Source organism: Halosimplex rarum (genome assembly GCF_047715405.1).
Classification (GTDB): Archaea; Halobacteriota; Halobacteria; order Halobacteriales; family Haloarculaceae; genus Halosimplex; species Halosimplex rarum.
The window spans coordinates 588,115-613,194 of the sequence record NZ_CP180412.1 but is presented as its reverse complement, the minus strand read 5'-3'; the positions used below and the strand labels follow the sequence as shown (position 1 = coordinate 613,194).

General features: G+C 65.3%; 26 protein-coding genes, 1 tRNA gene and 1 pseudogene. 10 read left to right on the top strand and 18 right to left on the bottom strand.

Annotation, left to right across the window (positions count from 1 at the left end):
* Positions 1-36: 36 nt before the first annotated feature.
* Positions 37-111: transfer RNA gene (locus tag ACMGFH_RS02925), tRNA-Arg, on the top strand.
* 310 nt (positions 112-421) lie between these two features.
* On the opposite strand, the pseudogene ACMGFH_RS02920 reads toward ACMGFH_RS02925, so the two are convergent.
* Together ACMGFH_RS02920 and ACMGFH_RS02915 are read right to left on the bottom strand one after the other, a co-directional pair.
* A pseudogene (locus tag ACMGFH_RS02920) lies at positions 422-1,542 on the bottom strand (putative sulfate/molybdate transporter).
* Between the two features lie 60 nt (positions 1,543-1,602).
* Positions 1,603-2,004 carry a low molecular weight phosphatase family protein gene (locus tag ACMGFH_RS02915; protein ID WP_415381274.1) on the bottom strand — a complete coding sequence of 134 codons (402 nt, stop codon included), beginning with the start codon at positions 2,002-2,004 and terminating at the stop codon, positions 1,603-1,605.
* Between the two features lie 575 nt (positions 2,005-2,579).
* On the opposite strand from ACMGFH_RS02915, the gene ACMGFH_RS02910 reads away from it, so the two are divergent.
* On the top strand, positions 2,580-3,224 hold the full coding sequence (locus ACMGFH_RS02910) for a DUF389 domain-containing protein (RefSeq protein WP_415381273.1): 645 nt from the start codon (positions 2,580-2,582) through the stop codon (positions 3,222-3,224).
* Between the two features lie 162 nt (positions 3,225-3,386).
* Here ACMGFH_RS02910 and ACMGFH_RS02905 read toward each other — a convergent pair whose 3' ends face one another.
* The 8 genes from ACMGFH_RS02905 to ACMGFH_RS02870 form a co-directional block, all read right to left on the bottom strand.
* On the bottom strand, positions 3,387-3,686 hold the full coding sequence (locus ACMGFH_RS02905; RefSeq protein ID WP_415381272.1) for a hypothetical protein: 300 nt from the start codon (positions 3,684-3,686) through the stop codon (positions 3,387-3,389).
* A gap of 153 nt (positions 3,687-3,839) precedes the next feature.
* The gene (locus tag ACMGFH_RS02900; protein WP_415381271.1) at positions 3,840-4,163 is read right to left on the bottom strand and encodes a HalOD1 output domain-containing protein; all 324 of its coding nucleotides are present in this window, start codon (positions 4,161-4,163) and stop codon (positions 3,840-3,842) included.
* 96 nt (positions 4,164-4,259) lie between these two features.
* A complete protein-coding gene (locus tag ACMGFH_RS02895) occupies positions 4,260-4,910 on the bottom strand; it encodes a helix-turn-helix domain-containing protein (protein WP_415381270.1) in 651 nt (216 codons plus the stop codon).
* A gap of 90 nt (positions 4,911-5,000) precedes the next feature.
* Positions 5,001-5,861 (bottom strand): TrmB family transcriptional regulator, encoded by an 861-nt coding sequence (locus tag ACMGFH_RS02890; RefSeq protein ID WP_415381269.1) that lies wholly within the window; start codon positions 5,859-5,861, stop codon positions 5,001-5,003.
* A 263-nt stretch (positions 5,862-6,124) separates the two neighbouring features.
* Positions 6,125-6,646: an Lrp/AsnC family transcriptional regulator gene (locus ACMGFH_RS02885; RefSeq protein ID WP_415381268.1), complete on the bottom strand. Its 522-nt coding sequence runs from the start codon at positions 6,644-6,646 to the stop codon at positions 6,125-6,127.
* Positions 6,647-7,198: 552 nt separating this feature from the next.
* Complete coding sequence (locus ACMGFH_RS02880; RefSeq protein WP_415381267.1) at positions 7,199-7,339, bottom strand: hypothetical protein; 141 nt, start codon at positions 7,337-7,339, stop codon at positions 7,199-7,201.
* 25 nt (positions 7,340-7,364) lie between these two features.
* Entirely contained in the window at positions 7,365-7,853 is a 489-nt protein-coding gene (locus ACMGFH_RS02875) for a type II toxin-antitoxin system death-on-curing family toxin (RefSeq protein ID WP_415381266.1), read from the bottom strand.
* A gap of 277 nt (positions 7,854-8,130) precedes the next feature.
* Positions 8,131-9,612 carry a glycoside hydrolase family 43 protein gene (locus tag ACMGFH_RS02870; RefSeq protein WP_415381265.1) on the bottom strand — a complete coding sequence of 494 codons (1,482 nt, stop codon included), beginning with the start codon at positions 9,610-9,612 and terminating at the stop codon, positions 8,131-8,133.
* A 132-nt stretch (positions 9,613-9,744) separates the two neighbouring features.
* On the opposite strand from ACMGFH_RS02870, the gene ACMGFH_RS02865 reads away from it, so the two are divergent.
* The 3 genes from ACMGFH_RS02865 to ACMGFH_RS02855 all read left to right on the top strand — a co-directional run bounded on the left by ACMGFH_RS02865 (position 9,745) and on the right by ACMGFH_RS02855 (position 13,603).
* Positions 9,745-11,037, top strand: coding sequence for a family 43 glycosylhydrolase (locus tag ACMGFH_RS02865; protein WP_415381264.1), 1,293 nt, complete (start codon positions 9,745-9,747; stop codon positions 11,035-11,037).
* 125 nt (positions 11,038-11,162) lie between these two features.
* Positions 11,163-12,146: a D-2-hydroxyacid dehydrogenase gene (locus ACMGFH_RS02860; RefSeq protein WP_415381263.1), complete on the top strand. Its 984-nt coding sequence runs from the start codon at positions 11,163-11,165 to the stop codon at positions 12,144-12,146.
* Between the two features lie 104 nt (positions 12,147-12,250).
* Positions 12,251-13,603, top strand: coding sequence for a YncE family protein (locus ACMGFH_RS02855; protein WP_415381262.1), 1,353 nt, complete (start codon positions 12,251-12,253; stop codon positions 13,601-13,603).
* Between the two features lie 24 nt (positions 13,604-13,627).
* Here the strand turns inward: ACMGFH_RS02855 and hpt are convergent, their stop codons facing one another.
* On the bottom strand, positions 13,628-14,173 hold the full coding sequence (hpt, locus tag ACMGFH_RS02850) for a hypoxanthine/guanine phosphoribosyltransferase (protein WP_415381261.1): 546 nt from the start codon (positions 14,171-14,173) through the stop codon (positions 13,628-13,630).
* A gap of 89 nt (positions 14,174-14,262) precedes the next feature.
* Positions 14,263-15,384: a BMP family ABC transporter substrate-binding protein gene (locus ACMGFH_RS02845; protein ID WP_415381260.1), complete on the bottom strand. Its 1,122-nt coding sequence runs from the start codon at positions 15,382-15,384 to the stop codon at positions 14,263-14,265.
* Between the two features lie 229 nt (positions 15,385-15,613).
* On the opposite strand from ACMGFH_RS02845, the gene ACMGFH_RS02840 reads away from it, so the two are divergent.
* Genes ACMGFH_RS02840 through ACMGFH_RS02830 form a run of 3 tightly spaced genes read left to right on the top strand, consistent with a single transcriptional unit; the run spans position 15,614 to position 19,528 of the window.
* Positions 15,614-17,383 carry an ABC transporter ATP-binding protein gene (locus ACMGFH_RS02840; RefSeq protein WP_415381259.1) on the top strand — a complete coding sequence of 590 codons (1,770 nt, stop codon included), beginning with the start codon at positions 15,614-15,616 and terminating at the stop codon, positions 17,381-17,383.
* Entirely contained in the window at positions 17,380-18,477 is a 1,098-nt protein-coding gene (locus ACMGFH_RS02835) for an ABC transporter permease (protein ID WP_415381258.1), read from the top strand. The genes ACMGFH_RS02840 and ACMGFH_RS02835 overlap by 4 nt, the downstream gene beginning before the upstream one ends.
* A 58-nt stretch (positions 18,478-18,535) precedes the next feature.
* Positions 18,536-19,528, top strand: coding sequence for an ABC transporter permease (locus ACMGFH_RS02830; RefSeq protein ID WP_415381257.1), 993 nt, complete (start codon positions 18,536-18,538; stop codon positions 19,526-19,528).
* A 79-nt stretch (positions 19,529-19,607) separates the two neighbouring features.
* Here ACMGFH_RS02830 and ACMGFH_RS02825 read toward each other — a convergent pair whose 3' ends face one another.
* A complete protein-coding gene (locus ACMGFH_RS02825) occupies positions 19,608-20,150 on the bottom strand; it encodes a metal-dependent hydrolase (RefSeq protein ID WP_415381256.1) in 543 nt (180 codons plus the stop codon).
* Positions 20,151-20,261: 111 nt separating this feature from the next.
* Positions 20,262-20,894 (bottom strand): molybdenum cofactor guanylyltransferase, encoded by a 633-nt coding sequence (locus ACMGFH_RS02820; protein ID WP_415381255.1) that lies wholly within the window; start codon positions 20,892-20,894, stop codon positions 20,262-20,264.
* A 130-nt stretch (positions 20,895-21,024) separates the two neighbouring features.
* Here ACMGFH_RS02820 and ACMGFH_RS02815 point away from each other — a divergent pair, with 130 nt between their 5' ends.
* Together ACMGFH_RS02815 and ACMGFH_RS02810 are read left to right on the top strand one after the other, a co-directional pair.
* The gene (locus ACMGFH_RS02815) at positions 21,025-21,861 is read left to right on the top strand and encodes a molybdopterin synthase (protein WP_415381254.1); all 837 of its coding nucleotides are present in this window, start codon (positions 21,025-21,027) and stop codon (positions 21,859-21,861) included.
* A 54-nt stretch (positions 21,862-21,915) separates the two neighbouring features.
* On the top strand, positions 21,916-22,623 hold the full coding sequence (locus ACMGFH_RS02810; RefSeq protein WP_415381253.1) for a bacterio-opsin activator domain-containing protein: 708 nt from the start codon (positions 21,916-21,918) through the stop codon (positions 22,621-22,623).
* A gap of 36 nt (positions 22,624-22,659) precedes the next feature.
* Here ACMGFH_RS02810 and ACMGFH_RS02805 read toward each other — a convergent pair whose 3' ends face one another.
* The 4 genes from ACMGFH_RS02805 to ACMGFH_RS02790 form a co-directional block, all read right to left on the bottom strand.
* Positions 22,660-23,001, bottom strand: a complete 342-nt coding sequence (locus tag ACMGFH_RS02805; RefSeq protein WP_415381252.1) for a HalOD1 output domain-containing protein — start codon at positions 22,999-23,001, stop codon at positions 22,660-22,662.
* A 205-nt stretch (positions 23,002-23,206) separates the two neighbouring features.
* Positions 23,207-23,461: a hypothetical protein gene (locus ACMGFH_RS02800; RefSeq protein ID WP_415381251.1), complete on the bottom strand. Its 255-nt coding sequence runs from the start codon at positions 23,459-23,461 to the stop codon at positions 23,207-23,209.
* A 66-nt stretch (positions 23,462-23,527) separates the two neighbouring features.
* Positions 23,528-24,721 (bottom strand): gephyrin-like molybdotransferase Glp, encoded by a 1,194-nt coding sequence (gene glp / locus ACMGFH_RS02795; RefSeq protein WP_415381250.1) that lies wholly within the window; start codon positions 24,719-24,721, stop codon positions 23,528-23,530.
* Positions 24,722-24,814: 93 nt separating this feature from the next.
* Positions 24,815-25,051, bottom strand: a complete 237-nt coding sequence (locus ACMGFH_RS02790) for a hypothetical protein (RefSeq protein ID WP_415381249.1) — start codon at positions 25,049-25,051, stop codon at positions 24,815-24,817.
* Between the last annotated feature and the right edge of the window lie 29 nt (positions 25,052-25,080).

Sequence of the window (25,080 nt, the reverse complement as noted above, 5' to 3'; positions counted from 1 at the left end):
CGTTTAAACACGAACGCTCGTGTAGAAAAGAGTGCAGGGCGCTTAGCTCAGTTTGGACAGAGTGCTTGGCTTCGGACCAAGCTGTCGCGGGTTCAAATCCTGCAGCGCCCATATTTTCGAGGGGTATAATCGCCTGACTGCGTCGGGGTGGCCTGCCAATCGAACGCAGCGACATTGCTTTCGTTCGATGGTCGAACGACGGGTGGGTTCCAAAGGGATTCGCGTACAGCCAAACTAGTGGCAACCGAGAAAATCAATCGGTGGTTGATGCACGGACCTCTGCGACCACGGACCAATAGATTGCCTTGCTAATCTACCCATTCTGCCCAAGCGCCATACTGATCACAGAGGATGCACGCAGCAACCTCGGTCCGCTGTAGAGAGGATAGATTCAGAGCATGAACCGATCAGAACGTTAGTTCTAGATATCAGACAGGTCAGTTGAATTATCTCTCCAACGGATCGCAGCCAGTGAGATGCTGACACCGACGATGAATGCGACTGCAAGGTTGAGGATGAGGCCGATAACGCCCATACCAATGACCAAGAGAGACCCTTCGTCTGGCGGATGCTCGTCCACCCGAGCTGAATAGCGATCAACGCCAAGATGACCCCGAGCATCGCCGTCGGGTAGACGGCAACCAGCCCGACAGCCAGCAGAGCGACCCCGATGTAGCTGACCCCGAGAATGATGTTCGCCCCTGCCGTCCGTGCACCGAAGGCGTATTTCCCGGCGATGCCACCACTCCCGTGACACATCGGTAACGCGCCGAAGGGGACCGCAACGAGATTCATTACCCCCATACTCGTCGAGAGGTCGTCCGGAGAGATATCGCGGTCGAAGTAATCGTCGAGCAGGACCGACGCCGCCAGTGCCGCATTGCCGACGGTCATCGCCAGCTGTCCGACTGCTCCTTCGACCGTCCCGAGCGTGAACCTGAGCGAATGTAATTGCTGAAGGCTCTCGATCGGCGGAAGTACGGGGGATGGGAGTCCCGTCTGGAGGATAGCAATCCCGCCACCAAGGACAAGAACAACAAGCGCACTCAGATTCCAGTAGCCAGCCGCAATCAACAGCACGGCCACACCGCCAGCGAGACCCGCCAACCCGGGGTCGGCAAGTCCGAGACGACCACCCGTCTCCAGCAACACGGGTGAATCCCCGAACTGGATACCCCCGACCACGGAATCGCCGATATACGAACCAAACCGGTCCAGCGAATTGGTTTGTCCGATACCAAGCAGGACGCCGCTCACTAGCAGGCCGCCGAGTAGGAGTTCACCGGTCGTGATCGACCCCGCGATGACCAGGGCGGCCAGCGCCTTCATCGGCTCGATGGAGATGGGAACCCCGTAGTAAAGCCCCCACACGACCTGGAAGACGCCGAACCAGATGAGCATGACTGCCAGCGAAAGGCCGGTCAAGACTGCGACTGCGACCACGATCGGCAGGACTGTCACCGAATCGCCGATCGCCCCTGTCACCTCGTTCCAGGCAAAGTCGAGGTCGGCTTTCTCGCGGGAGGCGAATACGCGCCGCACACACTCTCGTAGTTAGGCGGGAGAGAAGTATATTGGCAACTCGACTGGAATGGCTCGTTCCTATACTTGCTCGTGCTGTTGAAGATCGTCGAAGAATTGCTTGACACGCTGGTTGAGTTCGTCTCGCTGGTCACGGGTATCGGACGACGATAAGCCCCATGTGGTACTGTCACCACTCCAGTCGTCAGGACGGAACTGTTCGACTGAACAGCCCATTGTTACGACGTGGTCCACGTCCTCGATATCTTCGGGGGTGATCTCACGGGGCGTCCGGTCACTGATGTCGATACCGACCTCCTGCATCGCTTCGATGACTTCCTCGTGGACGCTGTCAGCGGGATCAACGCCACCGGTGATGATCTCGACATTGAGGGCGCGCTGGTCGCGCTCCTGTTCGGCGAAGGCGGTCGCCATCTGACTCCGACCAGCGTTGCCAACACAGACGAATGCGAGTTTTGTCATCAGATCGTACGAAGGCGATGAGCACACAAGAGTATATACTCTACTCAGTTCGCACACGTACTGAGCATATTCGAAAGAGCTCTTGACTCATACCGACGGTCAATACAGGGTACAGCGTTAACGGGAGGAGTCGTGGCCAACAATAATTAGCTGTGACTTTGTTACTTCATTCCATGGTCAAATGCGCTCGATGCGGTCGTAATGTGGATGATCTTCAAAGCGTCCCGCCAGATGTCATCTCGAAAGAACTAATCGACTCCATTGATCATGGCGAAGAAGACTTTGCCGGGGGGAGTGGTATGAAAGTTTGCGCCAAGTGTATGAATGAACTGAAGGGGAACTGAAAACGAAGTGGGGATCGTTACTGGCGATTTTAGCACGATCTGGATCACGATATTTGTGCCCTCCATCTTGCACACGCGCTCTCGACCTACTGTTTCCCTATCAAAAGCGGCGTGCTGGATACAGGGGGTTGATGGGGCAAATAAGAGTGTAATATTACGGACGGAGTTCCAGTATTAGACACTCTCGCATCGTCGCAATTGTTTCAATCGACAGGCCCGTATTTCTTCGATGTGTGTCCCGAAGTCTCACTCGGTGAAAAATGCGAGAACCTCTACGAACAGGTCGGGCTTGATACGTCCTATCTTGTTTTGATGACGATGTCCGGTGTGCTTGCTGGCGTGGCTCTCCTGACCAACTCGATTCCAATTCTCATCGGCGCGATGGTCATTGCCCCGGCATTGACGCCGTTGGAACTCGTTTCCGCTGGCATTGCTTCCAACCGGTTGCATCGAGCCGGATTCGGGGCCATGGTCGCATTCGGCGGTCTTTTGGCTGCGACTGCTGGAGCGATGGGAACGACGGTGATACTGAACATGACAGGAGTGCTCCCACCTGCGCAGAACCTCATCGAGAAACCACTCCTTGAGGAACGCATTACGGCCGGCTGGTATAGCGTCCTTGCCGCTGCCGCGGCGGGTATCGCGGCGGGGATAGCGACCGACGAAGAACGGACAGATACGCTCGTCGGCGTCGTCGCTGCCCTCGCACTCGTCCCGGCCGCAGCTGCTGGCGGAATAACATTACTGTCACGAGCGCCTGCTAGGGCCAGTGGCGGCCTCCTCTTACTCGTCGTAAATGCAGGCATGGTCGTGATAACCGGGACGCTAACACTCTGGCTCCACACTCGTGGCGATAGTAAAGCGCACACAGGCTAACAGGCATGCAACGTGCCTATCGCCTGCTTCTATCGTCCATGCCGAACCGAACGAACTCTTATGCTAACCTCACGTGGCACAGGTACCGGTCAGTACAGAGGATATATCGCTCATACGAGTGAACCGGGACTATCGAGTAGGAAACTTGCGGCCTGTAGTGTCTCACCGGTCATGACCGTATTTGAGTCTCGGGCGTCCCTCGTCAAAGCGTGCTCCCCGGCTCACTATGTCTTCGCGTCGATCAAACTCAATCAGCCCCGCAGCCTGTAACTCGGGGAGATCGACGTGGTGGAGTTCGTATACGAGCGTGACGTATTCCTCGCAGGAGAGCGTTTCATCATCCCGAACAATCGGGGTTGCATCTATCGTCTCCGCTGCTGTGAGGGCAGCGACCACTCGTTCTTGTTGCGTTCGTAGCGCTGTCTGGAAGTCCTCCCGACTCGAAGCGACCTGCTCACTCATCTCCAGTCGTCCCTCTGATCTCGAAATTCTCGCACCCACACTCCGGGTCCGTGTCCTGATACGGAACGGTTGCAGTATCAGGTGTCCGTTTCCGGCCAATTCGAGGCGTTCCACGGCAAGTACACACAATGCGATACGGTAGCATCGAACCCATTATGCGTTCTCGATATGGGCCGCCTGGATAACTCCCTCACTAGTTATCGTGACTTCGAACCCTTCGTAAGAGAATAAAATGCTGTCACAGGTCCCGTGGCCGGTAGCTGGCTCCGTCGTCAGTTTGTCAAGCGCGTCTGTGTCGATAACGGTCTGAAGCGGTGACAAAGCCTGTGGGTCTTCCTCACTGGCGGCCGCGGCCACTGCAACGACCGCGAAACTCTGTGAGTCACGGATGCTGTCGTACGTCGCGTGGAACGATTCGCTCTCCACATCGAATTCAATGAGGGTCAGTGACTCCGCGATCTCCGGGTTCGCGGTCATCGTTTGAGAAGCTTCCATCACCCAAATAGAGGCTATCTACGGGGTTGAGTCTGGATTTTGCTCACGCAACATGTTTTTATACAGGAGGATCGGCGTTTACTTCTCAGGAGTGATGAGGGTACTCGCTACGAGGCGACGCATCCCGCGCTGTAACCGTGATGAGACCGCCTGTCGGGTGATCCCGAGTTCGTCTGCGAGATCATCTTGCGTAGCGTCTCGTGGCGAGTCGAAGTACCCGCTTGAATACGCCATGACCAATGCATCCCGTTGCCCGTCGGTAAGGTCGTACTCGCGGTCGGACCTGAGCGATGAAATCGCGTGTAGTTCAGTCAGCTCAATCGGGATATCGTGGTCTTTGCAGTATGTCTGGAAATCGGAGAGATCTTGTTGCTCGCTTGCCCGGACTTCAAAGGTCCACTGTTTTTCCTTGCCGATGCCGGATAGGAGCGTGATATCAGTGTTTATGATTGCCGTGAGAATGCTCTCGTGGGTGAGGTTCCAATCAATGCGGACGAACATCTGTTTCTCCAATTTGTCGATTACTTTAACCTGCTCGATCCCGATGTCAGAACTCAAATCTGTCGTGAGTTTATCCGTGTCATCAGCAGAAATCCAAAAGTAAGGAATAACGGCCTCGCCCGTCGGCACGATACGATCTAACTCGATCGTGACATCCGTCAACTGCTCAAACACAGCGCTCAACGGGAAATCGGCCTGCTTGACAGTGAATGAGGCTTCGATGGCCATACTGGATGACTAGCGCGTCGCTCTTTTGGATTACTCGCTACTGTGCCCTCGGGGGGGACTCCCAACAGTTAGTCAGTCAATTTCCTGTAGTCACCGCTCTGTTCGTGTAGTCTGGCCCGGGAACCGCTGCCTGGCTACGTCGCCCGGGTCCGCCAGGGGGAGCAGCCCCGAAGAGATCATCCGACGAAGCAGGACGACGATACCATTTTCCAGGCCGTTGGCGAAGATCGCCTGCTCGTCTGAGTCGTCGTGATCGTCGTCCGGGTAGAAGGAACTGACCAGCAATTTTGTGCGATCAACCAACAGTAGGCGGCTGATGCCAACCTCGTCGTCGCTCGCTGGCCCGAGGAGCCAGTCCAGTTCGGTTTCGAACACCTTCACAGATGGCAGCTCGGTGCCGAGCTTGGCAATGATCGCGTCCGTCTCGCCACCGATAATCACATCGACGCCGCGGTCTACTGCGTCGTGGAGTCGCTCATACAACGCCTCCGTCAGAAGCTCCTCCTCGACGACCAACAAGACGACCTCCGAGTCGGCGTCCTCCAGCAGCGTGTGTGTCCTGGACTCGATGCCGTCGTGGCCGGACAGCGACCATACCTCCTGCATTCGGTCGCTCTTGTCCTCCGGCTGGAGGTCGAGCGCTTCGAGATGTGACTGGAGGGTGTCGATCCGCGTGTCGTACTGCTGCCGGAGGGTCGCGGTTGCCTCCTCGATGCTAACTGCGCGAAACTGCTGAGGGCTGGAGTGCTGCACTTCGACCAGTCCCTTCGACTCCAGCACTCGGACGGCATCGTACACCCGGGTTCGCGGAACCTCCGAAAGCTCGCTGATTTCCTTGGCGGTCCCCGCCGAGAGTTGGGTCAATGCCAGGAAACACCCCGCCTCGTACTCTTTGAGTCCGAGATCCTGCAACAGACCCACCGTCTCGGCTTTATAGTTCTCAGTTGTCATTATGTGGTCCTGTCACGTACGACAGATTGAAAGGAGCACTGACGAACGGGAACCAACAATGTATTGAAAGTATTGGGTACACCCCCGGTTGATTCAGACATACCGTGGCAAGAATCCCTAAACGAATAAGCCCTTTTACCCATATAATCAATACATTTGTAAAAATCAATCCGGATCGGTTATTGGTGGATATTTTGAAATGCAGATGTGGGTCCATGGCCTATAGACGCGGATAGATTTGAAAATTTCAAGCGAATCTCCGGCTATCCTTGATCGGTGACCGACCCGTCGTCGGTGTCGTCGTCCGGGCGCGCGCCGGGGCCTGACTGTGGATAGAAGTGGTCCCATGACTGGACCTGCGTCTCGGAGATGATCTCGGAGCTGTTGATCGTCATGCCCAAGCCCGCCAGTTCGTTGCGGATCTCTTCGATCTCCCTGACCGTGCCGGCGACGACCTCGACGTGGACATTTCGTTCGCCCCCAAGCAAATCGCGGGTGGTCACCACACCGCGAATGTCGAGGATCTGTTCGTTCAGTGAGTCCAGTTTATTCGGATCGACCGTGCAGACGAACATGACGTGGAGGGGGTAGCCCGCTTCCTCGTAGTTGATCTCGGGGTGGTAGCCCCGGATCACGCCCTTCCCCTCCAGTTTGTCGAGGCGATTCCGGACCGTCGTGGAGGTCACATCCACCTTCTCGCCGATCTCCGTATCGGTCTGGCGGGCGTTGAGCTGGAGTTGGTGCAAGATGCTCCGGTCCACATCGTCAAGTGGGGTGTCGTCCATGCGGTGTCCTTGGACGGGGCGACTGAAAAGTCCGCATGGGCCCTTCACGGGCAGAGATTGAAGCAGTCCGCCTGATAACTCCGCAAGAGACCTGATAGAGATGACCAATATAGGATACTATCCTGCTGCAGTCGCCTGTCGTATAGCAATTTTCGACACAATAGAGCCTACTAGTAGTTTCTGAATGTGGAACGCCCGTATCTTAGTATTCACTCTTCTAAGTACCTATTCTGAACCCCTCGAAATCAGTCGTCTCACGTCTCAAAGGACAATTCGTTCGACAGTCGAACCAGAGCCTGCAGCGCCCATACATTTGCAGTGAAATAATCGCCAGACCGCGTGGCGATTACCGGTCGAACGACCGGAGTTGAGTGCTTTCGTTCGATAGTCGAACGTGGGGGTAGTTTCCAACGGGGATCGCGTACCTGCAATCAGGACAAGTACCGAGAAAATCAATCATCGATTGAAACTCGTCGCGCCGACTACTGAGCCGATAAAGCACGCGGGCTAAATCGATATGCGACGACAGGGGCGCAGACCGGTGAGTCCGAGTTACTCGTTTTCCAGTGCGTCGTAGATGTCTCGGTTCGACTCTCGGTCGGCCGCCGCGACGCGCCGAACTAACTCCCGACGGATATCTTCCATCACTTCGTCGAGTGCAGAGGCGGACTCCGTTCCTTCCTCAGTGGCCATGTCCGAGTGGATGTCCTGAACGCGGTTAATCGTTCGGGTGGGAGGAATCGTCAGTTAGCTGTTCTAGTCCGTATCGAATCAGGTCCTCACGCCAGTCTTCGATCTCCCCTATCAGGTCCAACTCTTCGGTATGGGACCGGAGATACTCGACAGATTCTCTCTCGTCCACAGTCGCTTCGTCGGTTCCGAATCGCTTCAGTATCGACCTGATTTCGTCATCGTACTCGAACTGGTAGCCGTTGAGGAAGTAGAACACGACCACCGTATTGAGTGCAGTGCGCTTGTTCGCGTCGACGAACGGATGATTGGCAACGAGGAGCCGGAGGAGGTGAAACGCCTTCTCGTGGATCGTCTCCGGTACGGTATCGAAACTCCCTTCTTCGATGTAGCTCAGTGCGAACTCGATGTCCCCACGGTTCGCCACGCCGGAGTGCGTGTTGGGGTACTCCGAGACGATATCGTCGTGGAGGGCAAGGACATCCTCGACCGACGGATACCACAACGAGTCTCCCATTCACTCGTTCATCGACACCGACCCGGTGTAGTCTTTGTCATGGACCACTCCGGAATCGGATCAAATCTGCGTATTTCAGACCTCCGAATTCGGCTTTCTCAGGCCTGAAGAGTCGAATCGATCGACAGTCGAACCGGAGCCTGCAGCGCCCATCACGTTTCCGAACAGTCGACGTTCGCCAGACACGGTCGTGTTGCTTTCCGACCGTCACTGCATGTATTCGTTCTTCAGGCGCCGAATCCACTGAACGAGGCCACCAGACGGACGGTGCGACCGCTCAGGAATCGTAGACGAAGCGCTCGACCGTCGCGACCGCTTCGCAGGTTCGCCCCCGGCCGGTCGCGTAGGGACCGATGACGACGCCCGTGAACCCGGCCGTCACTTCCGTGGAGAGGTAGCGCGTAGCCGCCGCGCCCAGTTGTTCGTCGTCCGCAAGGAAGCGGTACTCCTCGCCGTCGGCCGTGACGGCGAGGTCGGTCTTCGTCCCGACCGGCGCGCGTCCGATCACGTCCGTCGCGTCGCCGATGCGGAGCCGTGCGAAGGCCTCTCGACGGCCGTCGCGGCGCGTCACGCCCAGTTGGTAGTGGTGGTCGTCGTCGGCGACTATCGCGAGGCCGGCTTCCTCGCCGCGACCGGGGTCGAAGGTCAGCGTCGCCTCGGTCCGGCAGTCGAAGCCGGTCTGTCGGCGGCCGACGAAGGCGGCTCCGGGTTCGTCCAGAGTCTCCGGACCGCCGCGGAGGCGAAGCCCGTCGGACCCGGTCTCGTAGCGCTCGCGGTCGGGGTGGCGGCGGAACTGCCACTCGACGCCCAGCCCGTCCGCGAAACTCGTGTCGGTGCGCTCGATGGATGTCTCGTCCGGCCGCCGCTCGCCCGGAAGCGGGCCGTCCATCTCGGTCGTAATCGGGTCGCCACTGTTGACGACCGGCCAGCCGTCCTCCCACGAGACGGGCGCGAGGAACGTCTCGCGGCCGAGATGGTGGAACCGCGGCCACGGGCCGCGCTGGCGGATGCCGAGACAGACGAGCCACCAGTTCCCGTCGCCGTCTCGCACGAAGTCGGCGTGGCCGACGGCGCGAATGTCCTCGCGCGGCAGGCCCCAGTGGGTGAGGACGGGGTTGTCGGGGCACCCCTCGTAGGGGCCGCTCGGCTCGTCGGCGCGCGCGGCGACGACCATGTGTCCGGCGTGGGTGCCGCCCTCGGCGAGTATCAGGTGGTAGGTGCCGTCGCGTTCGTAGATGTGCGGCGCCTCGACGTAGGGGTCGCGAAAACCGGTCCAGACGGTGTGAGCGTCGCCGAGTTCGCCCGTCTCCACGTCGAGTTCGGCCTGTCGGATGGGATTCTCGGGGTCGCCGGAGTGGTAGGTGAAGTAGCAGGTGTCGTCCTCGAAGAAGAGGTCGGGGTCGATGCCCGGCGCGTCCACCCACGTCGGGTCGGACCACTCTCCTGCCGGGTCGTCTGCCGTGACGAAGAAGTGGCCGTCGCCGCTGACGTTCGTGGTGACGAGGTAGAAGGTGCCGTCGTGGTGGCGGAGCGTCGGCGCGTAGATGCCGGCGGACGCGCCGGCGTCGTGGACGGCCAGTTGCGACTCGCGGGTGAGCGCGTGCCCGATCGGTTCCCAGTCGGCGAGGTTCTCGCTCCGGTAGAGCGGGACGCCGGGGACGTACTCGAAGGAGCTGGTGGCGAGATAGAACGTTCCGTCGGCCCGGCAGATCGTCGGATCGGGGTGAAAGCCCGGAAGCACGGGGTTCTCGTAGCGCATGACCTGACAGTGACACGAACGGCATTTCACGGTATCGCTTGACAGTCCCCTCGCGGTCCGAGCGCCGGTCGCGATCGAACTCGTTTCAGATAACAACAGTTTTGCACGACAGTTCGAAAAAGGGGTGCTACCGTGGTGGAACGCGATAGCGGTGGCGTGGACCGGCGAAGCGTGCTGAAAACGATCGGGGCGGGAGCGGTGGCCGCGACGGGGACGGTCGCGACCAGCGGTGCGGCGGCGGCCGACGAGAGCGGCGAGCACTACCACAACCCCGTCGGGCCGATCGGGTTCGGCGACGTGACGGTCATCCAGGACCAGAGCGACGACGGCGACGCCTACTACGCCTACGGGACCGAGACGCCGAAGGACATCGTCCCGATCGCGCGGTCCGAAGACCTCGCCAACTGGGAGTACATCGCGCCGGCACTGGAGGAGTACCCCGACTGGCGCGACGAGGAGGACGCCGGCGTGTGGGCGCCGGATATCAACTACTACGACGGGCGGTACCACCTCTACTACTCCTACTCGACGTGGGGCAGCCAGGACAACCCCGGCATCGGCCTGGCGACGGCGGACTCCCCGGACGGCCCCTTCGAAGATCAGGGGCCGGTGTTCCGGGCCGAGGACCTCGGGATGACCAACTGCATCGACGGGGAGTTCCGGGTCGTCGACGGCACGCCCTACATGGTGTGGGGGAGCTGGTACGGCATCCACGGCGTCGAACTCACCGAGGGCGCCGACGACTACGTCGAGGAAACCGACTTTCACCTCGCGGGCGATATGCGCGAGGGCGGGATGGTAATCGAGGAGAACGACTACTACTACCTGTTCTACTCGACCGGTCACTGCTGCGACGGCTACGACAGCACCTACGAGGTCGAGGTCGGTCGGTCGGAGTCGTTCACCGGCCCGTACTACAACCAGAACGGGACCGACCTGCGTGAGTTGAACGAACACAACAGCGGCGTCGCCGTCCTCTCGGCGACGGACCGGTTCACCGGACCGGGTCACAACACCGCCTATCAGGACGAGAACGGTGACTGGTGGATGTTCTACCACGTCGAGGCGACGGCCGAGCGGGAGGTGCGGACGATGATGGTCGACCGTATCCAGTGGGACGACGACGACTGGCCCGTGGTGGCCTGCAACGGCTACCCGAGCGCGAGCAGTCCCGTGCCCGGGAGCGGCGAATTCGACTGCGAGAGCGACGCGTTCGAGAGTAGCGTCTCGGAGGGCACCGCGACGGCGACGGGGACTGCGACTGCAGACCCCACGGAGACGCCGACGGCGACGCAAACGACGACTACGTCCGGCACGGGCGACGGGATGTCGGTGTTCGGCGGAGTGGCGGCACTGGGTACGGCGGCGGTCGGCGCGCTCGGCCACGGTCGCGACCGCGACGCGAACGGCGACAGTTCGGACTGACGGCCGAGCCTTCGATCCGGGGAGAACGCGGAGTCGGGGGACGGTCTGACCAAATGCGCCCGAGGACCGGGGGAAGCGACTGATACGTCGAGAACGTTTATTCCCGTCACGTTCGACAACGGACCATGGCCGGACAAGAGCGGATCGTCGTGTTGAATCAGCCCGCACACGGGATTCCGGCGAGCGAGTACGCGGAGGAACTCCGCAGACGCCTGCCGGACTACCACGTGAAACTCCCGCTGACCGAGGGGGAAACGCGCGCGACGGTCGGACAGGCGCGGATCGTCACCGGACTCCACATGGACGAGGAGTTGCTTGCGCGCGCCGACGAGCTGCGCCTGTTCGCCTGCGGGTCGGCCGGCGTGGGGCACCTCCCCCTCGACGCCTTCCGCGAGCGCGGCGTCGCGGTCACGAACGCCTCGGGCGTCCACGGACCGAACATCGCCGAACACGTGATCGGATGGATGCTCGCCTTCGCCCGCCGGCTCGACGAGGGGTGGCGTCGCGAACAGGAGAACCTCTGGCAGCACTTCCGGGGCGGCGAACTTCAGGGTTCCACCGTGACGGTCGTCGGGATGGGCGCCATCGGCCAGGCGGTCGTCGAGCGTCTCGACGGCTTCGGCGTGGAGACCATCGGCGCCCGGTACTCTCCCGACAAAGGCGGCCCGACCGACGACGTCGTGGGGTTCACCGACGAGGAAACGTTCCAGGGCGCGCTCACCCGGTCGGAGTACGTCGTCGTCGCGGCGCCGTTGACAGACGAGACGCGGGGCCTCATCGCGGAGACGGAGCTGGCGGCGATGCCGACCGAGGCCGTCCTGATCAACGTGGGCCGGGGCCCCATCGTCGACACCGACGCGCTGGTCTCGGCTATCAGGGGGAACAAGCTCGCCGGGGCCGGACTGGACGTGACGGACCCCGAACCGCTCCCGGCGGACCACCCGCTCTGGGAGTTCGACAACGTCCGCATCACGCCGCACAACTCCGGCGCGACGCCCGAGTACTGGACGCGGCTCGCCGAGATCCTCCAATCGAATCTCGAACGCATCGACGACAGCGGCCGATACGACGGCCTGGAGAATCAGGTCGTCAGTCCCGCCGACGACTGACGGGACTTCGCCAGGGTCGACTCGGGCCGGGGAGCGCAGACCGCTTCGGCGCCACTCACGCACGCCACCAGCAGGTATTTTCGCCGACGGCCCGTGGCGCCAGTATGACCGACGGCGACGCGGACCGGCTCTACCCGAACCGCGACGGGGCCACCGACGGAGACGGCGCCGGTGCGAGCGGCGAGAGCGGCGTCTCTCGCCGCGGGCTGCTCGCGGGGTCAGCGACGGCCGGCGCGGCGCTCGCGGCCGGGTGTTCGAGCGAATCGACCGGCAGGACGGGGGAGACGGCGACCGGCGACGGCCGCGGAACCCGGGAAAGCGGCGAAGCGACGGTCTTCGTGTTCAACACCGAGGACGCGACGGTGAGCATCGTCGACCCGGAGGACGACGAAGTCGTCGACACGCAGCACGTCGGACTCTCGGCGTCGTTCCCGTCGAACCAGTACGCGCCCGGACTGACGACCGACGCCGCGGACCCGCTCTGGCTGAACGTGAATCGGGGCGTCCGGGCACTCGCGGCGGGATCGCTGTCGGAGGTCGCGCACGTCGACACCGGGTCGGGGTCGAACTGGCAGGAACTGACGCCGGACGGCGAGTCGGTCGTCGTCAGCGCGCGCGAACCGGCCCACACCAACTACCGGATCGACGCCGACCGCGACTCGGACACGTTCGGGGAGATCACCGCCGAAATCGACCGAACCGACGAGGGAGGACGGGGCGACAACGACGGACCCGGGCCGTGCGACGTGACGATCCACCCCGACGGCGAGTTCGCGTTCGTGCCCGACCTCTTCGGCGACACGCTGACAGTCCTCGACGTCGAGAACTTCGGGATCGAGCGGCAGATCGACGTGCCGCCGGTCGGCGAGGGGGTAGACGCGGACGGCACGGAAGCCGCGAGCGGCGCGTCGAAGCCGTGGATGGGGACTATCGCACCCAGCGGCGACCGACTCCTGATCGAACACCAGACGGGGACCGAGAGCGTCTGGGACACGAGCGACCCCGCGAGTCCCGAGTTACTCGCGCAACTGACGCCCGACGACGGACTCGGCGAGGGCGCGCTCACCAGCGAGATCGGTCCGGACTCACGGACGGGATACGTTTTCACGCCCGGAACGAACGACGTGTCGGTCGTCGACGTCGAGGATCGGGAGGTCGTCGACCGCATCGACCTCGGCGGCGCGGCGTTCGTCGGGACGTGGGGGCCCGGCCACGAGAAACTCTACGTGCCGGTCCAGACGAACGACGAGGTCGCGGTGATCGACCACGAGTCGCGCGAGATCGTCGAGCGGATTTCGGTCGGGGCCGCGCCCTACGGTGCGACGGCCGCGCAGGTCCGGCCGGAGCCCGACGAGACGGCGAGCCTGCTCGCCGCGATGGCCGCCGTCGGGCTGGACGTGGGTGAGGCCGACACGACGTACTGCATCGGCAACTGCGCCTGTGGCCACCAGTTGTAGCGGGATCGGATCTGCGTCGGGCCGTCAGTGGACGGTCACTTCGCCGTCCTCGACGGTGATGTCGAGGAGGCTCGTCGCCTCGTAGTCGGTCTCGTCGAGCGCGCTCTCGCCGACCTTGCGGAGGACGACGACGATGTCCGCGACCTCGGCGCCGATGTCGTCGAGCGCCTGCGTGATCGCGGCGAGCGTCCCGCCGGTCGAGAGCAGGTCGTCGACGATGAGCACGCGGTCGCCGTCCTCGATGTCGTTGATGTACATCTCCGAGGAGGAGTATCCGGTCGACTTCTGCAGGGCGACCTCGTCGGGGAGGCCGTACTCGCGCTTGCGGATGACGACGAGCGGGATGTCGGTCTGCAGGGAGAGCGCGGTCGCGACGTGGATGCCCATCGCTTCGGGCGCGACGATCTTGTCGACGTCGAGGTCGGCGTTGCGGACGATGCCGACGACGACCTCGCGCAGGAGCGCGGGGTCGAGCATCGGTACGCCGTTGCTGATGGGGTGGACGAGGTACTCGTAGCCGTCCTTGTCGATGATAGGCGCCTCGTGCAGGGACGCGCGGAGCCGTTCCATGCCGTCCGGTTGCCGAGGGTCGCAAAAAAACTCCTGTTTGCCGGCCGGGGGCGTCCCCGCCCCGGCGGGATCGAAGCGATCGGCCGCGATTACTCGGGGACCGTGCCCTCGACGCCCTCGACGTAGCTGCCCATGTCCTGGAACAGCGTCGCGTCGTCGGCGTCGGCGAACTCGCTGTCGGCCCACACGTCGGTGTCGCCGCTCTCGATGGCCGAGCGGGTGTCTTCGACGGCCGATTTCACGTCGTCGGGCACCTCGGGCCCCCAGTCGGAGAGGCCGACGATGCCGTCGTTGAGCCCCTCGAAGTAGAAGTCGGGTTCCCAGGAGCCGTCGTGGACGGCTTCGAGCGTGGGGCCGTAGAACTGCTCCCAGTGCCAGATGGGGGAGGTGACGTAGCTGTCGCCGCCCTGTTCGTTCATCGGGGCGTCGTAGCCGGTCGCCCAGATGCCGGCCTCGGCCGCGGCCTGGACGGCCGCCGCGGAGTCCTGGTGCTGGGCCATCACGTCGACGCCCTGGTCGATGAGCGCGTTGGCCGCCTCCTTCTCCTTGGGCGGGTCGTACCACGTGTTCGTCCAGCGGACCTTCGTCGTGACGTCCTCGTTGACCGACCGCGCGCCCAGCGTGAAGGCGTTGATGCCGCGGACGACCTCCGCGATGGGCAGCGCCGCGACGTACCCGAGCGTGTTCGCTTCGGTCAGCATGCCGGCGGCGACGCCGGCCATGTAGCGCGCCTGGTACATCCGCCCGAAGTACCGGCCCATGTTCTCCCGGGTCTCGTAGCCCGAGCAGTGCTCGAAGAGGGTGTCGGGGTTGTCCTCGGCCACCGAGACCATCGTGTCCATGTAGCCGAAGGTGTTGCCGAACACGATGTCGTAGCCGTCCTGGACGTACTGCTGGAAGACGGGTTTGGCGTCGGCCGGCTTGACGTCCTCGGAGTAGTCGGACTCCAGCCAGTCGTACTCCTCGGCGACGGCCTTGCGGCCCTGCTCGTGGGCCCACGACCAGCCCTGGTCGCCGACCGCCGAGTTGTAGACGAACGCGGCCCTGACGGTGTCGCTCCCGCCCGATCCGCCGTCGCCGCTCGTCCCCGTTCCGTCGCCGCCGCCCGTGTCCGTCTCGGGGTCGCCCGTTCCCGTACAGCCGGCCAGTCCGGCCGCGCCCGCGAGTCCCAGTGCCTTGATCGCCCGTCGTCGTGTGATGTCTGTCGACATTGTTGTGTCGGTGGCTGTGATCCGGGATCCACCCCGGTCGATCGCTCCTCGTCTGGTACGGATATGCGGCAATTGATAAGGTTGCCTATAGCGGGCTGGATAGCGGTATTAGGACTACAGAGGCCCTCTAGGACCGGGCGCCAGCGGCGGTCTACGCGCCGTGTGAGCGCGAACCGGGGCGCGGGCCAAACGGTATCTTCAAGGACGCTCGAAGCCGTGCCGGATCGTAATGGCCGAGGACGCGTTCCTCCGGATGTCGGACGTCCGCAAGGAGTTCCCGGGGGTCGTCGCGAACGACGACATCGACTTCTCAGTCCGCCGCGGCGAGATTCACGGGCTCCTCGGCGAGAACGGCGCCGGCAAGAGCACCCTGATGAAGATACTCTACGGGCTCTACGACGCCGACGGTGGAACCGTCCACCTCGGTGACCGCCGGCTCGATCTCGATTCGCCACAGGACGCTATCGACTGCGGCATCGGAATGGTCCACCAGCACTTCAAGCTCATCCCGCGGCTCACCGTCGCCGAGAACGTCGTCCTCGGCGAGCGCGAACCCGCCGGCCCGTTCCGTGACCGCGCGAGCGAGGGGGAGGGTGCCACTGATGACAGCGGCTGGCTGCCCGAGTCCATCAGGACGAACCGAGTCGCTCGCGCCCTCGCCGAGCGATTCTCGATCGGGCTCGACGCCTCCGCCGACGAGATCGACGCGCTGGCCGACGAGTACGGCTTCGACGTCGACGTACGGGCGCCCGTCCACGAACTCGACGTGGGCCAGCGCCAGCGCGTCGAGATCCTGAAGGCGCTGTATCGGGACGTGGATCTGCTCGTCCTCGACGAGCCGACCGCCGTCCTCACGCCGACGGAGGCCGAGCGCCTGTTCGAGACGCTCCGCGCGCTGGCCGACGAAGGCATCGCCATCGTCTTCATCACGCACAAGCTCTCGGAGGCGACGGCGATCACCGACCGGGTGACGGTCCTCAGAGAGGGGAAGAACGTCGGGACCGTCGCGACCAGCGACGTCGACCAGTCGGACCTCGCGCGGATGATGGTCGGCCGCGAGGTCCTGTTCTCGCTCGACCGCGAGCCGGTCGACACCGGCGCGCCGGTCCTCGACGCGAGCGGCCTGCGCGCCGACGACGACCGCGGGATCGAGGCCCTCTCGGGCATCGACCTCTCCGTTCGCGCGGGCGAGATCGTCGGCATCGCGGGCGTGAGCGGCAACGGACAGCGCGAACTCGCGGAGACGCTCGCCGGCGTCCGGTCGCCGACCGCTGGGACCGTGGCGGTCGACGGGACGGACCTGACCGGTGCGTCGACGCGGACGTTCGTCGACAGCGGCGTCTCGTACGTCCCCGAGGACCGCCACGAGTACGGCTGCGCGCCGGAGCTGTCGGTGATGCACAACGCCGCGCTGAAGCAGTTCCGCGGCGAGCGCTTCGACGACGGGCCCTTCCTGGACTACGACGAACTGCGCAGCTACGCTCAGGAGGTCGTCGACGAGTTCGACGTCCGCGGCGTCCACGACGTGGGCGAGGTGGCCGCGGGCGACCTCTCCGGCGGAAACCTCCAGAAGCTCATCCTCGGCCGGGAACTCGCCCGTGACCCGGACCTGCTCGTCGCCCACCAGCCGACCCGCGGCGTCGACGTGGGCGCTATCGAGTTCCTCCGCGACGCGCTGCTCGACCAGCGCGCAGAGGGCACGGGCACCGTCCTCATCTCCGAGGACCTAGACGAGCTGTTCGACCTGAGCGACCGACTGCTCGTGCTGTACGAGGGCGAGGTCGTCCACGAGACCACGCCGGAGGATGCCGACCGCGAGCGCGTCGGGATGCGGATGACCGGCGGCGCGGCCGACCCGGACCACGCCGGCCGTGGGGCCGGAGAGCCCGACGACGACGCGAGCGCGACCGACCGGGCGATGACGGACGGCGGCAGTTCGGGGACCAGGGGCGATCCGCCCGGCGACGGGAACGCGCTCGACGGCGGTGATTCCCGGTGAACCTCTCGGTCGAGCTGTCGGCCCGCGACGAGGTGCCGACCTGGCTGGCCTACGGGACGCCGGTGTTCACGGTGGTCGGCGCGCTCGCGTTGAGCGCCGTCGCACTCGTCGCCCTCTCCGTCGATCCCATCGCCGCGTACAACACGATGTTCGTCGAGACGCTGACCGATCCGTTCGGGCTCCGCCAGACCGCGACGCGGACGGTCCCGCTGGTCCTGACCGGGCTCGCGGTCTACCTCCCGCTGCGCGCGGGCCTGTGGAACGTCGGGGCGGAAGGGCAACTGTACGCCGGCGCGGTCGTCGGGACGTGGCTCGCGCTGAACGTCTCGCTGCCGATGGTCGCGCTGATCCCGCTCGCACTGGCTGGCGCCGGCGTCGCCGGCGGCCTCTGGGCGGGCATCCCCGGCTACCTGAAGGCGAAGTGGGACGTCAACGAGATCATCACGACGCTCCTGCTCACGTTCGTCGCGACGCAGTTCGCCAGCTACCTCGTCCGCGGGCCGATGCAGGGCGGCAGCGGGAACTTCCCCGGGAGCGAACTCCTGCCCGACGCCGCGCAGTTCCCGGCGATCCCGGTCCTCGACGTCCACGCGGGCTTTCTCGTCGGCCTGCTCGCGGTCGCGGTGACCGCGATCGTCGTCGGCCGGACGCGCGTCGGCTTCGACATCACCTTCGTCGGGTCGAACCCGCTCGCGGCCGCCCAGGCAGGGATGAGCACGTTCCGGGTGTACCTGTTCGTGTTCCTCGTCGGCGGCGCGTTCGCCGGGATCGCCGGCTTCAACGAGATCTCGGGCGTGCAGGAACGACTCAGGCCCGAGTTCTCGCCGGGTTACGGCTTCACCGCGATCCCGATCGCGCTGCTCGGGCGCAACGGTGCGGCGCGCGTGCTCCTCGCCGCCGCCTTCTTCGCCCTGCTGTTCGTCGGCGGGTCGAAACTGGAAGTGTCCTACGGCGTCCCCGCGGCGCTCGTGGACGTGATCCAGGCGCTCGTCATCCTCTGTCTCATCACCGCGGAGTTCTTCAAGCGCTACAGCGTCGACGTGGAGGTAACGCGGGAGCCGGCTCCGGCCGGCGGGGCGGGTGATTCCCGATGATCGAATCGCTCGCCGAGACAGTCGAGTCGGCCCGGCGGAGCGCGGGAGGTGAAGCCTGATGATGGGCTTCGCCGCGGGACTGCTCGACGCGGCGGTGCGGGCCTCGACGGTGTTCATCTTCGCCGCGCTCGGCGAGATCATCAGCGAGCGCGGCGGCGTCCTCAACCTCGGCGTCGAGGGGATGATGCTCGTCGGCGCGCTCGGCGGCTTTGCGACGACGGTCGTCACCGGCAACTACTGGCTCGGGTTCCTCGTCGGGATGGCCCTCGGTTCGCTGCTCGCGCTCGTCCACGCGTTCCTCTGTATCACCCTCAAATCGAGCCAGGTCATCAGCGGCATCATGCTGACGCTGCTGGGGACCGGGCTCACCACCTTCTTCGGCGCGGACTGGGTCGACAAGTCCATCGACGGGTTCCCCCAGATGACGCTCCCGCTCGTCGGCCAGTACCTCGTCGAGATCCCCGTCGTCGGGGAGGCCTTCTTCCGTAGTACCGCACCCGATTTCATCGCGCTCGCGCTGGTGCCGCTGGTCTGGTGGTTCCTCTTCCGGACGAACCTCGGCCTGGAGGTCATCGCCGTCGGCGAGGACCCCGAGACGGCCGACACCATGGGCGTCGACGTGTTCAAGATGCGCTATCTCTGCGTCCTGCTCGGCGGTGCCTTCGCCGGCGCGGCCGGTGCGCACCTCTCGCTGGCGTTCTCGCAGCTGTGGGCGACCGGCATTGTCGCCGGGCGGGGCTGGATCGCCGTCGCGCTGGTCATCTTCGCGCAGTGGCGGCCCGAACGGGCGCTCGTCGGCGCGTACCTCTTCGGGCTGCTCGACGCGCTCCAGCTGCGCTCGCAGGGGATCGACATGGCGCTCGACGCGGGCGCACCGCTCGCGGGCGTCGTCAACCCCCTGCTGGAGCTGCTGATGCACCCGACTATCATGGCGACGTACCCGTACCTCGCGACCATCCTCGTCCTCGTGATCACGGTCGTCCGCTTCGACGACTCGCGGCTGGGCGCGCCCAGCGCGCTGCTGGAACCGTACAGCCGCGAGACGGACTGATCGGTCGCCGGAGCTGGGCGAAACCGGCGCCGTTCCAGCGGCTCCGGCTGCACCGGCATCGACGGGCACGGGCCGGGGGTCAGGCTTCTCCGGTGCGAGACGACCCTCGGACGTCGAACGCGCTGTAGGCGACCACGAGGTGGACGACGACCATCAGCGACAGGAAGCCGACGTTCCACCAGGGGTTGTCGTAGTAGAGCACGTCGATCCCCCACGAGCCGTCGACGAACGGCCACAGGGGCTCGATAGGCGTCGAGATGTCCGGTGCCGACAGCATGTCGGCGAAGACGTGGCTGAGTCCGCCGACGGCGAACGCGGCTGTCGCGAACAGGAACGTCCGCCGTCCGTCGAAGCGCTGGGCCGTCCAGCCGTCGATCCGGTCGGTGAACGCCGCGGTGACCAGCGCACCGGCGACGACGCTTATCGCCGCGATGAAGACCACGGTGTGGGTGACGCCGTGGTGGTGAACCGCGTTCGGAAACGCCATCGCGACGTACTTGTCGACGTCCGGAAACGGGGCCATCAGGACGGCGAGGGCGACGAAGAGCGCGCTCGCGTGTTCGTCCCAGAGGAGCCACCACGCCGGGAGCGCCCATAGCAACCCCATCGCAAGGTGTCCCATCACGTCGACCATGTCGGTCGGAAATAGGGAAGCGCGACGGATAGGGCGGGGGCCTGCACACGAAGCCAGACGGCGGAACGCGTCGGCGCGGTGGACGGTTCCCGCGAGCCGTCAGTCGTCGCGGAGGGCGTCGAGGTCGACCCGCGTGTTCACGTTCGTCGTCGCCGCTCCCAGCGGCGCGTCGGTCGCCGCGGCCGCGACTCGTTCGACTGTCAGCCGGTCGAGCAGCGCCATCATCGCGCCGTCCACGGAGAGACCTTCGAGCGCCGGACCGAGCGCCGAGCGACGGTAAAGTCCGTGGAGCGGTTGATCGTAGCCGTCGATCACCGGTACGACGGCGTCCGGTGCGGCGTCTCCCTTGCCAGCGGCCACACGGGCGCGCAACGCGTCGACGCTCTCGGGCGTGACCAGCGGCATGTCGCAGGCGCAGACGAACAGCCAGGGGGCGTCGACCGCGTCGGCGGCCGCCGAGAGACCGGCCAGCGGCCCGGAGCGATCGGCGCCGTCTCGGACGGGCTCGACGCGTCGGTCGCCGAGCGCGTCGCGCAGCCGTTCGGCCTGGGAGTCGGTCGCGACCGAGAGGACCGGCGTCCCGTCGGTCCCGTCGGCGACGGCCTCGACGACGTGCGCGACGACGGGTCGCCCGTCCAGCGTCGCGAGCGCCTTGTTCTCCTCGCCGAAGCGGGTGCTCCTCCCGCCCGCGAGGACGACGCCGCGGACCCGATCCGGTGGCGATTCGCTCATCGAGTGCGAATACGGCGGCGGCCGGTATGTCACTGTTCCATCGCGGACGACCGGTGACCAGCGCCCTCGCGGCCGGCGGCCCGAACGCGCCATCAGGAATTTACAAGCGGGAGGAACCCCGAGTCGGAGTATGCAGGTCCTGGGCATCGCCGGGCCGTCGGACTCGGGCAAGACGACGCTGGTCGAGCGCCTCGCCGAGCGGCTGTCGGCGGAGGCGCGCGTCGCGACGGTGAAACACCTCACCACGGAGCCGACCGTCGACACCGAGGGGAAAGACACCGCCCGCCACCGCGCCGCCGGTGCCGCGGCCACCTACGGGATCACCGACGACGCCGGCTGGTTCGCCAGCGGCGCCGAACGGACCCTGGACGAGACGCTCGACGACCTCGCACCCGACTACGACTACGCCCTCGTCGAGGGGTACAGCGACGCCGCGATCCCGACTGTCGCCCTCGGTGACCGGGGCCACGCTGGCGAGACGGTCGCAACCGCACCCGAAGCCGACGCGGTCGACGTCGACGAGGTCGTCGCGGCCCTCGACGACCTCGAACCGTACGAGTGCCTCGCCTCGCTCGTCGCCGAAGTGAAGCGCGCACCGGACGCCCGCTACAGCGGCGCGATCGCGACGTTCACCGGGCGCGTGCGGGCTCTGGAGGGTCCCGACGACGACCCGACCGAGCACCTGGCGTTCGAGAAGTACGACGGCGTCGCCGAGGAGCGGATGGCGACCATCCGGGAGGAGCTCGAAGCCCGCGATGGCGTGTACGAGGTCCGACTCCACCACCGGACGGGCGTCGTCGAGGCCGGCGAGGACATCGTCTTCGTGGTCGTCCTCGCGGGTCACCGCGGGGAGGCCTTCGAGACGGTCGAAGACGGCATCGACCGGCTGAAAGACGAGGTGCCGCTGTTCAAGAAGGAGGTCACCGTCGACGACGCCTTCTGGTCGCACGAGCGACCCGAGCGGTGAGATCAACGCGTTTTGGCGGGACGCTTTTTGTAGCGCGGCAAGTACATCCAGCGGATGGACAGCACTGCTTCGGCGGCGGACGACGACCCGTCGGTCTTCGAGGTGGAGTTCACCGTTCGAGACACCAAGTACCCGTTCGTGGGTGCCTCGGAGGCCGAGGCGTGCAGGTTCGAACTGGCCGAGATGGTCCCGCGACAGGACGGTGAGTACGCGGAGTTCTTCAACGTGACGGGCACCGACCCGCAGCGGATCGTCGATCTGGCCGGGGACTACGAGACCCTCGAAGCGCGGGTTCTCCGCGAGTGGGACCGCGGGGGGCTCGTGGAGTTCGCAGTCGTCGGCGACTGCCCCGCCATGACGCTCGCCGAACACGGCGCGCTCCCGCGCGAAGTCCGGAGCGTGGAGGGAAGCGGACGCATCAGGGCCGAGATCCCGCCGCCGTACGACCCTTCAGAGGTAGTCAACGCGTTCCTCGACGCCGTCCCGGATGCGGACCTGGCCGCCAAGCGGCGTATCGACTCCGTGACGCCGATCTTCTCGGACGCCGCCTTCCGGGAGGCGCTGCACACCCGCCTCACGGACAGACAGCGCGAAGTCCTCCGGGCGGCCTTCGAGGCGGGCTACTACGAGTGGCCCAGGGAGACCACCGGTCAGGAGGTCGCCGAGCAACTGGGCATCACCTCCGCGACGTTCTCGCAGCACGTTCACACTGCCGAACGGAAGCTGTTCGCCGCGATGTTCGACGCTTCGGAAGCGGAGTGAACGCGGACTGCGAACCGCCGGTCGGGAGCGGTCGCGTCAGCGGACCTCGCTCTCGCGGTAGGCGGCGATCACGCGGCCGTCGCCGGTGACGGTCACGTCGCAGGACTCGTAGCGGAACCGGAGGCGCCCCGCCGGAGGGGTGGCGTCGCCGCCCGGGGACACGACCCGCTCCAGCGCCTCGGTGTCGAGCGCGTCGTACAGCGGGTCCAACTCGATCGGTCGCCGTCCTGTCTCCGTCGCGACCGCCTCGACCACCGCACGGAGCAGCGTGTGGTCGTCCCCGTCGTAGCGTTGGGTCGTGTGGTCGTGCCGCCGCGTCGTGTGGTCGTCGGCCTCGACGTCCGTGTTCTCCGAGTCCGAAGGGTCTGTCTGGTACATAGTGAGAGCGGGTCGGATCCGATACCCGCGTTATGGCGAGCCGTCCGATAAGGTCGATCCCTACAGTTCGAGGGTCACCGAACACCACCGGCTGTGCGCCGTGCCGGAGCGATTCCGTTCTACCCCCGGAACGGTCCCTTTCTACCCCCCGGGACGGTTCCATTCCACCTCGAGAGCGGTTTCGTTCCGCGGTCGCGACGGCGCGCTAGCGGTCGATCTGGAGGTCCTGGCGCAGGCGTATCTCGTCGTCGGTGACTTCCTCGACGTACTCGTCTCGGAGCGGCGCCTCTCGGATGTCCGGGTCGTCGTTCCAGCCGAGTCGGGCCTCGATCCGGTCGGTCCAGCTGGGGTGAGTGTCGACGTAGGCCGTCCCGTGCTCGTAGTCCTCGACGATCCCGATCTCGTCGCCGACCGGGTTGATCACCGTCTTCCCCACGTCGTCCTCGGTGAGGGTCGCCATGTTCTGTGTTCGGGTGATATCACCGTCAGCGCTCGGCACGCGCTCGCAGGCCGGTGATTCGGCAGATCAGTAGAACGATTCCCAGCGCTGGACGACCACCGGCTCGCCGGCGGCGACGCCCTCCAGGCTCTCGGGGACGACGACCCAGCCGTCGGCGGCGGCCACCGAGGACAGCACTCCCGCGCCGCCGCGGACCGGTTCGACGGTCCCCTCGCCCGTCTTCCGGACCCTGACGAACGAGCGGACGCCGACCTCGCCGGCGATCTTGCGGTCGAGTGTCGCCTCGAACTCGGGAAACGGCGCCGGTTCGAACCCGCCGGCGCGGGCGACCGCGGGACGCAGCAACTGGACGGCGCACACGAGACAGGAGACGGGGTAGCCGGGCAGCGTCAGCACGGGCGTCCCGTCGACGACGCCGTAGCCGACGGGATGGCCGGGTTTGAGCGCGACGCCGTGGCACAGCACCTCGCCCAGATCCGCGACCACGTCGGCGATCAGGTCGCGTTCTCCCACGGAGGAACCGCCGGTCGTCACCACGATGTCGTGGTCGGTGTCCCGTTCGATCGCCGCGCGGAGCGCGTCTTCGTCGTCGCCCACGATATCCCGGTAGTTCGCCTCGCCGCCCCAGCGTTCGACGAGTCGCGAGACGGTCAGGCCGTTGGTCTCGGTCGTCTCGCCGTACCCGGGGTCGAAGTCGACGAGTTCCTCGCCCGTCGGGATCACGCTGACCCGCGGGCGCGGGCGGACGGCCACCGAGCGGTGCCCGCCGGCTTTCAACAGGCCGAGATCGGAGGGGCGGAGCCGCCTGCCCGGTTCGTACAGCGCGTCGCCGGCTTCCACGTCCTCGCCGGCGGGCGCGACGTTCTCGCCGGGCGGGACCGCCGCGAACATCTCGATCCGGTCGCCGCGCTCCTCGGTCTCCTCCACCTTGACGACGGCGTCGGCGCCGTCGGGCATCGGGCTCCCCGTGTGGACGTAGCGGGCCTGTCGGCGGCCGACCGCGCTGTCGACGACGTCGAGTTCGACCGGCGAGTGGCCGCTGGCGTCGTGCGTGTCGGTCGCGACGACCGCGTAGCCGTCCATCGCCGCGCGGTCGAAGCCCGGCACGTCCCGCTCGGCGGCGACCGGTTCGGCGAGCGTCCGCCCGTCGGCGTCGGCCACGGCGACCGATTCGGCGTCCCCGGGCAGGTCGACCGCCGACAGCAGTTCCTCGCGCGCCGCCGCGAGGCGCGTCACCTCCGCGAAGCCCTCGTGTCCCATTAGCGGCCGTTCGCCGGCGACCGACTAAAGCGACCGGGAAGCGCGTCCGGCGCGCCCGACCGACGCGTCGGACAGGGCTGACCGCCGCGAGGGTCACCGCATCGAGTCGGCGTCGACGACGAGGCTCCGGTCGACCGAGATCCACGTCGACATGCGGTCGACGCCGGTCGCGTCCGGCGGGTGGATCGTACACCGGTCCGGCCGGTCGGCGTACCTGACGAGCGCGAGTTCCAGCCGCGGCGCGTCGGGCCGGTTCGACCGTTCACCGTCGGTCGGCGAGGCGGGACTCTCGGGGAGCGGGTCGTCGTCCGACCGCGTGCGTCCGGACATCGTGATGGTCAGGTGATGGGTCGGGGCGG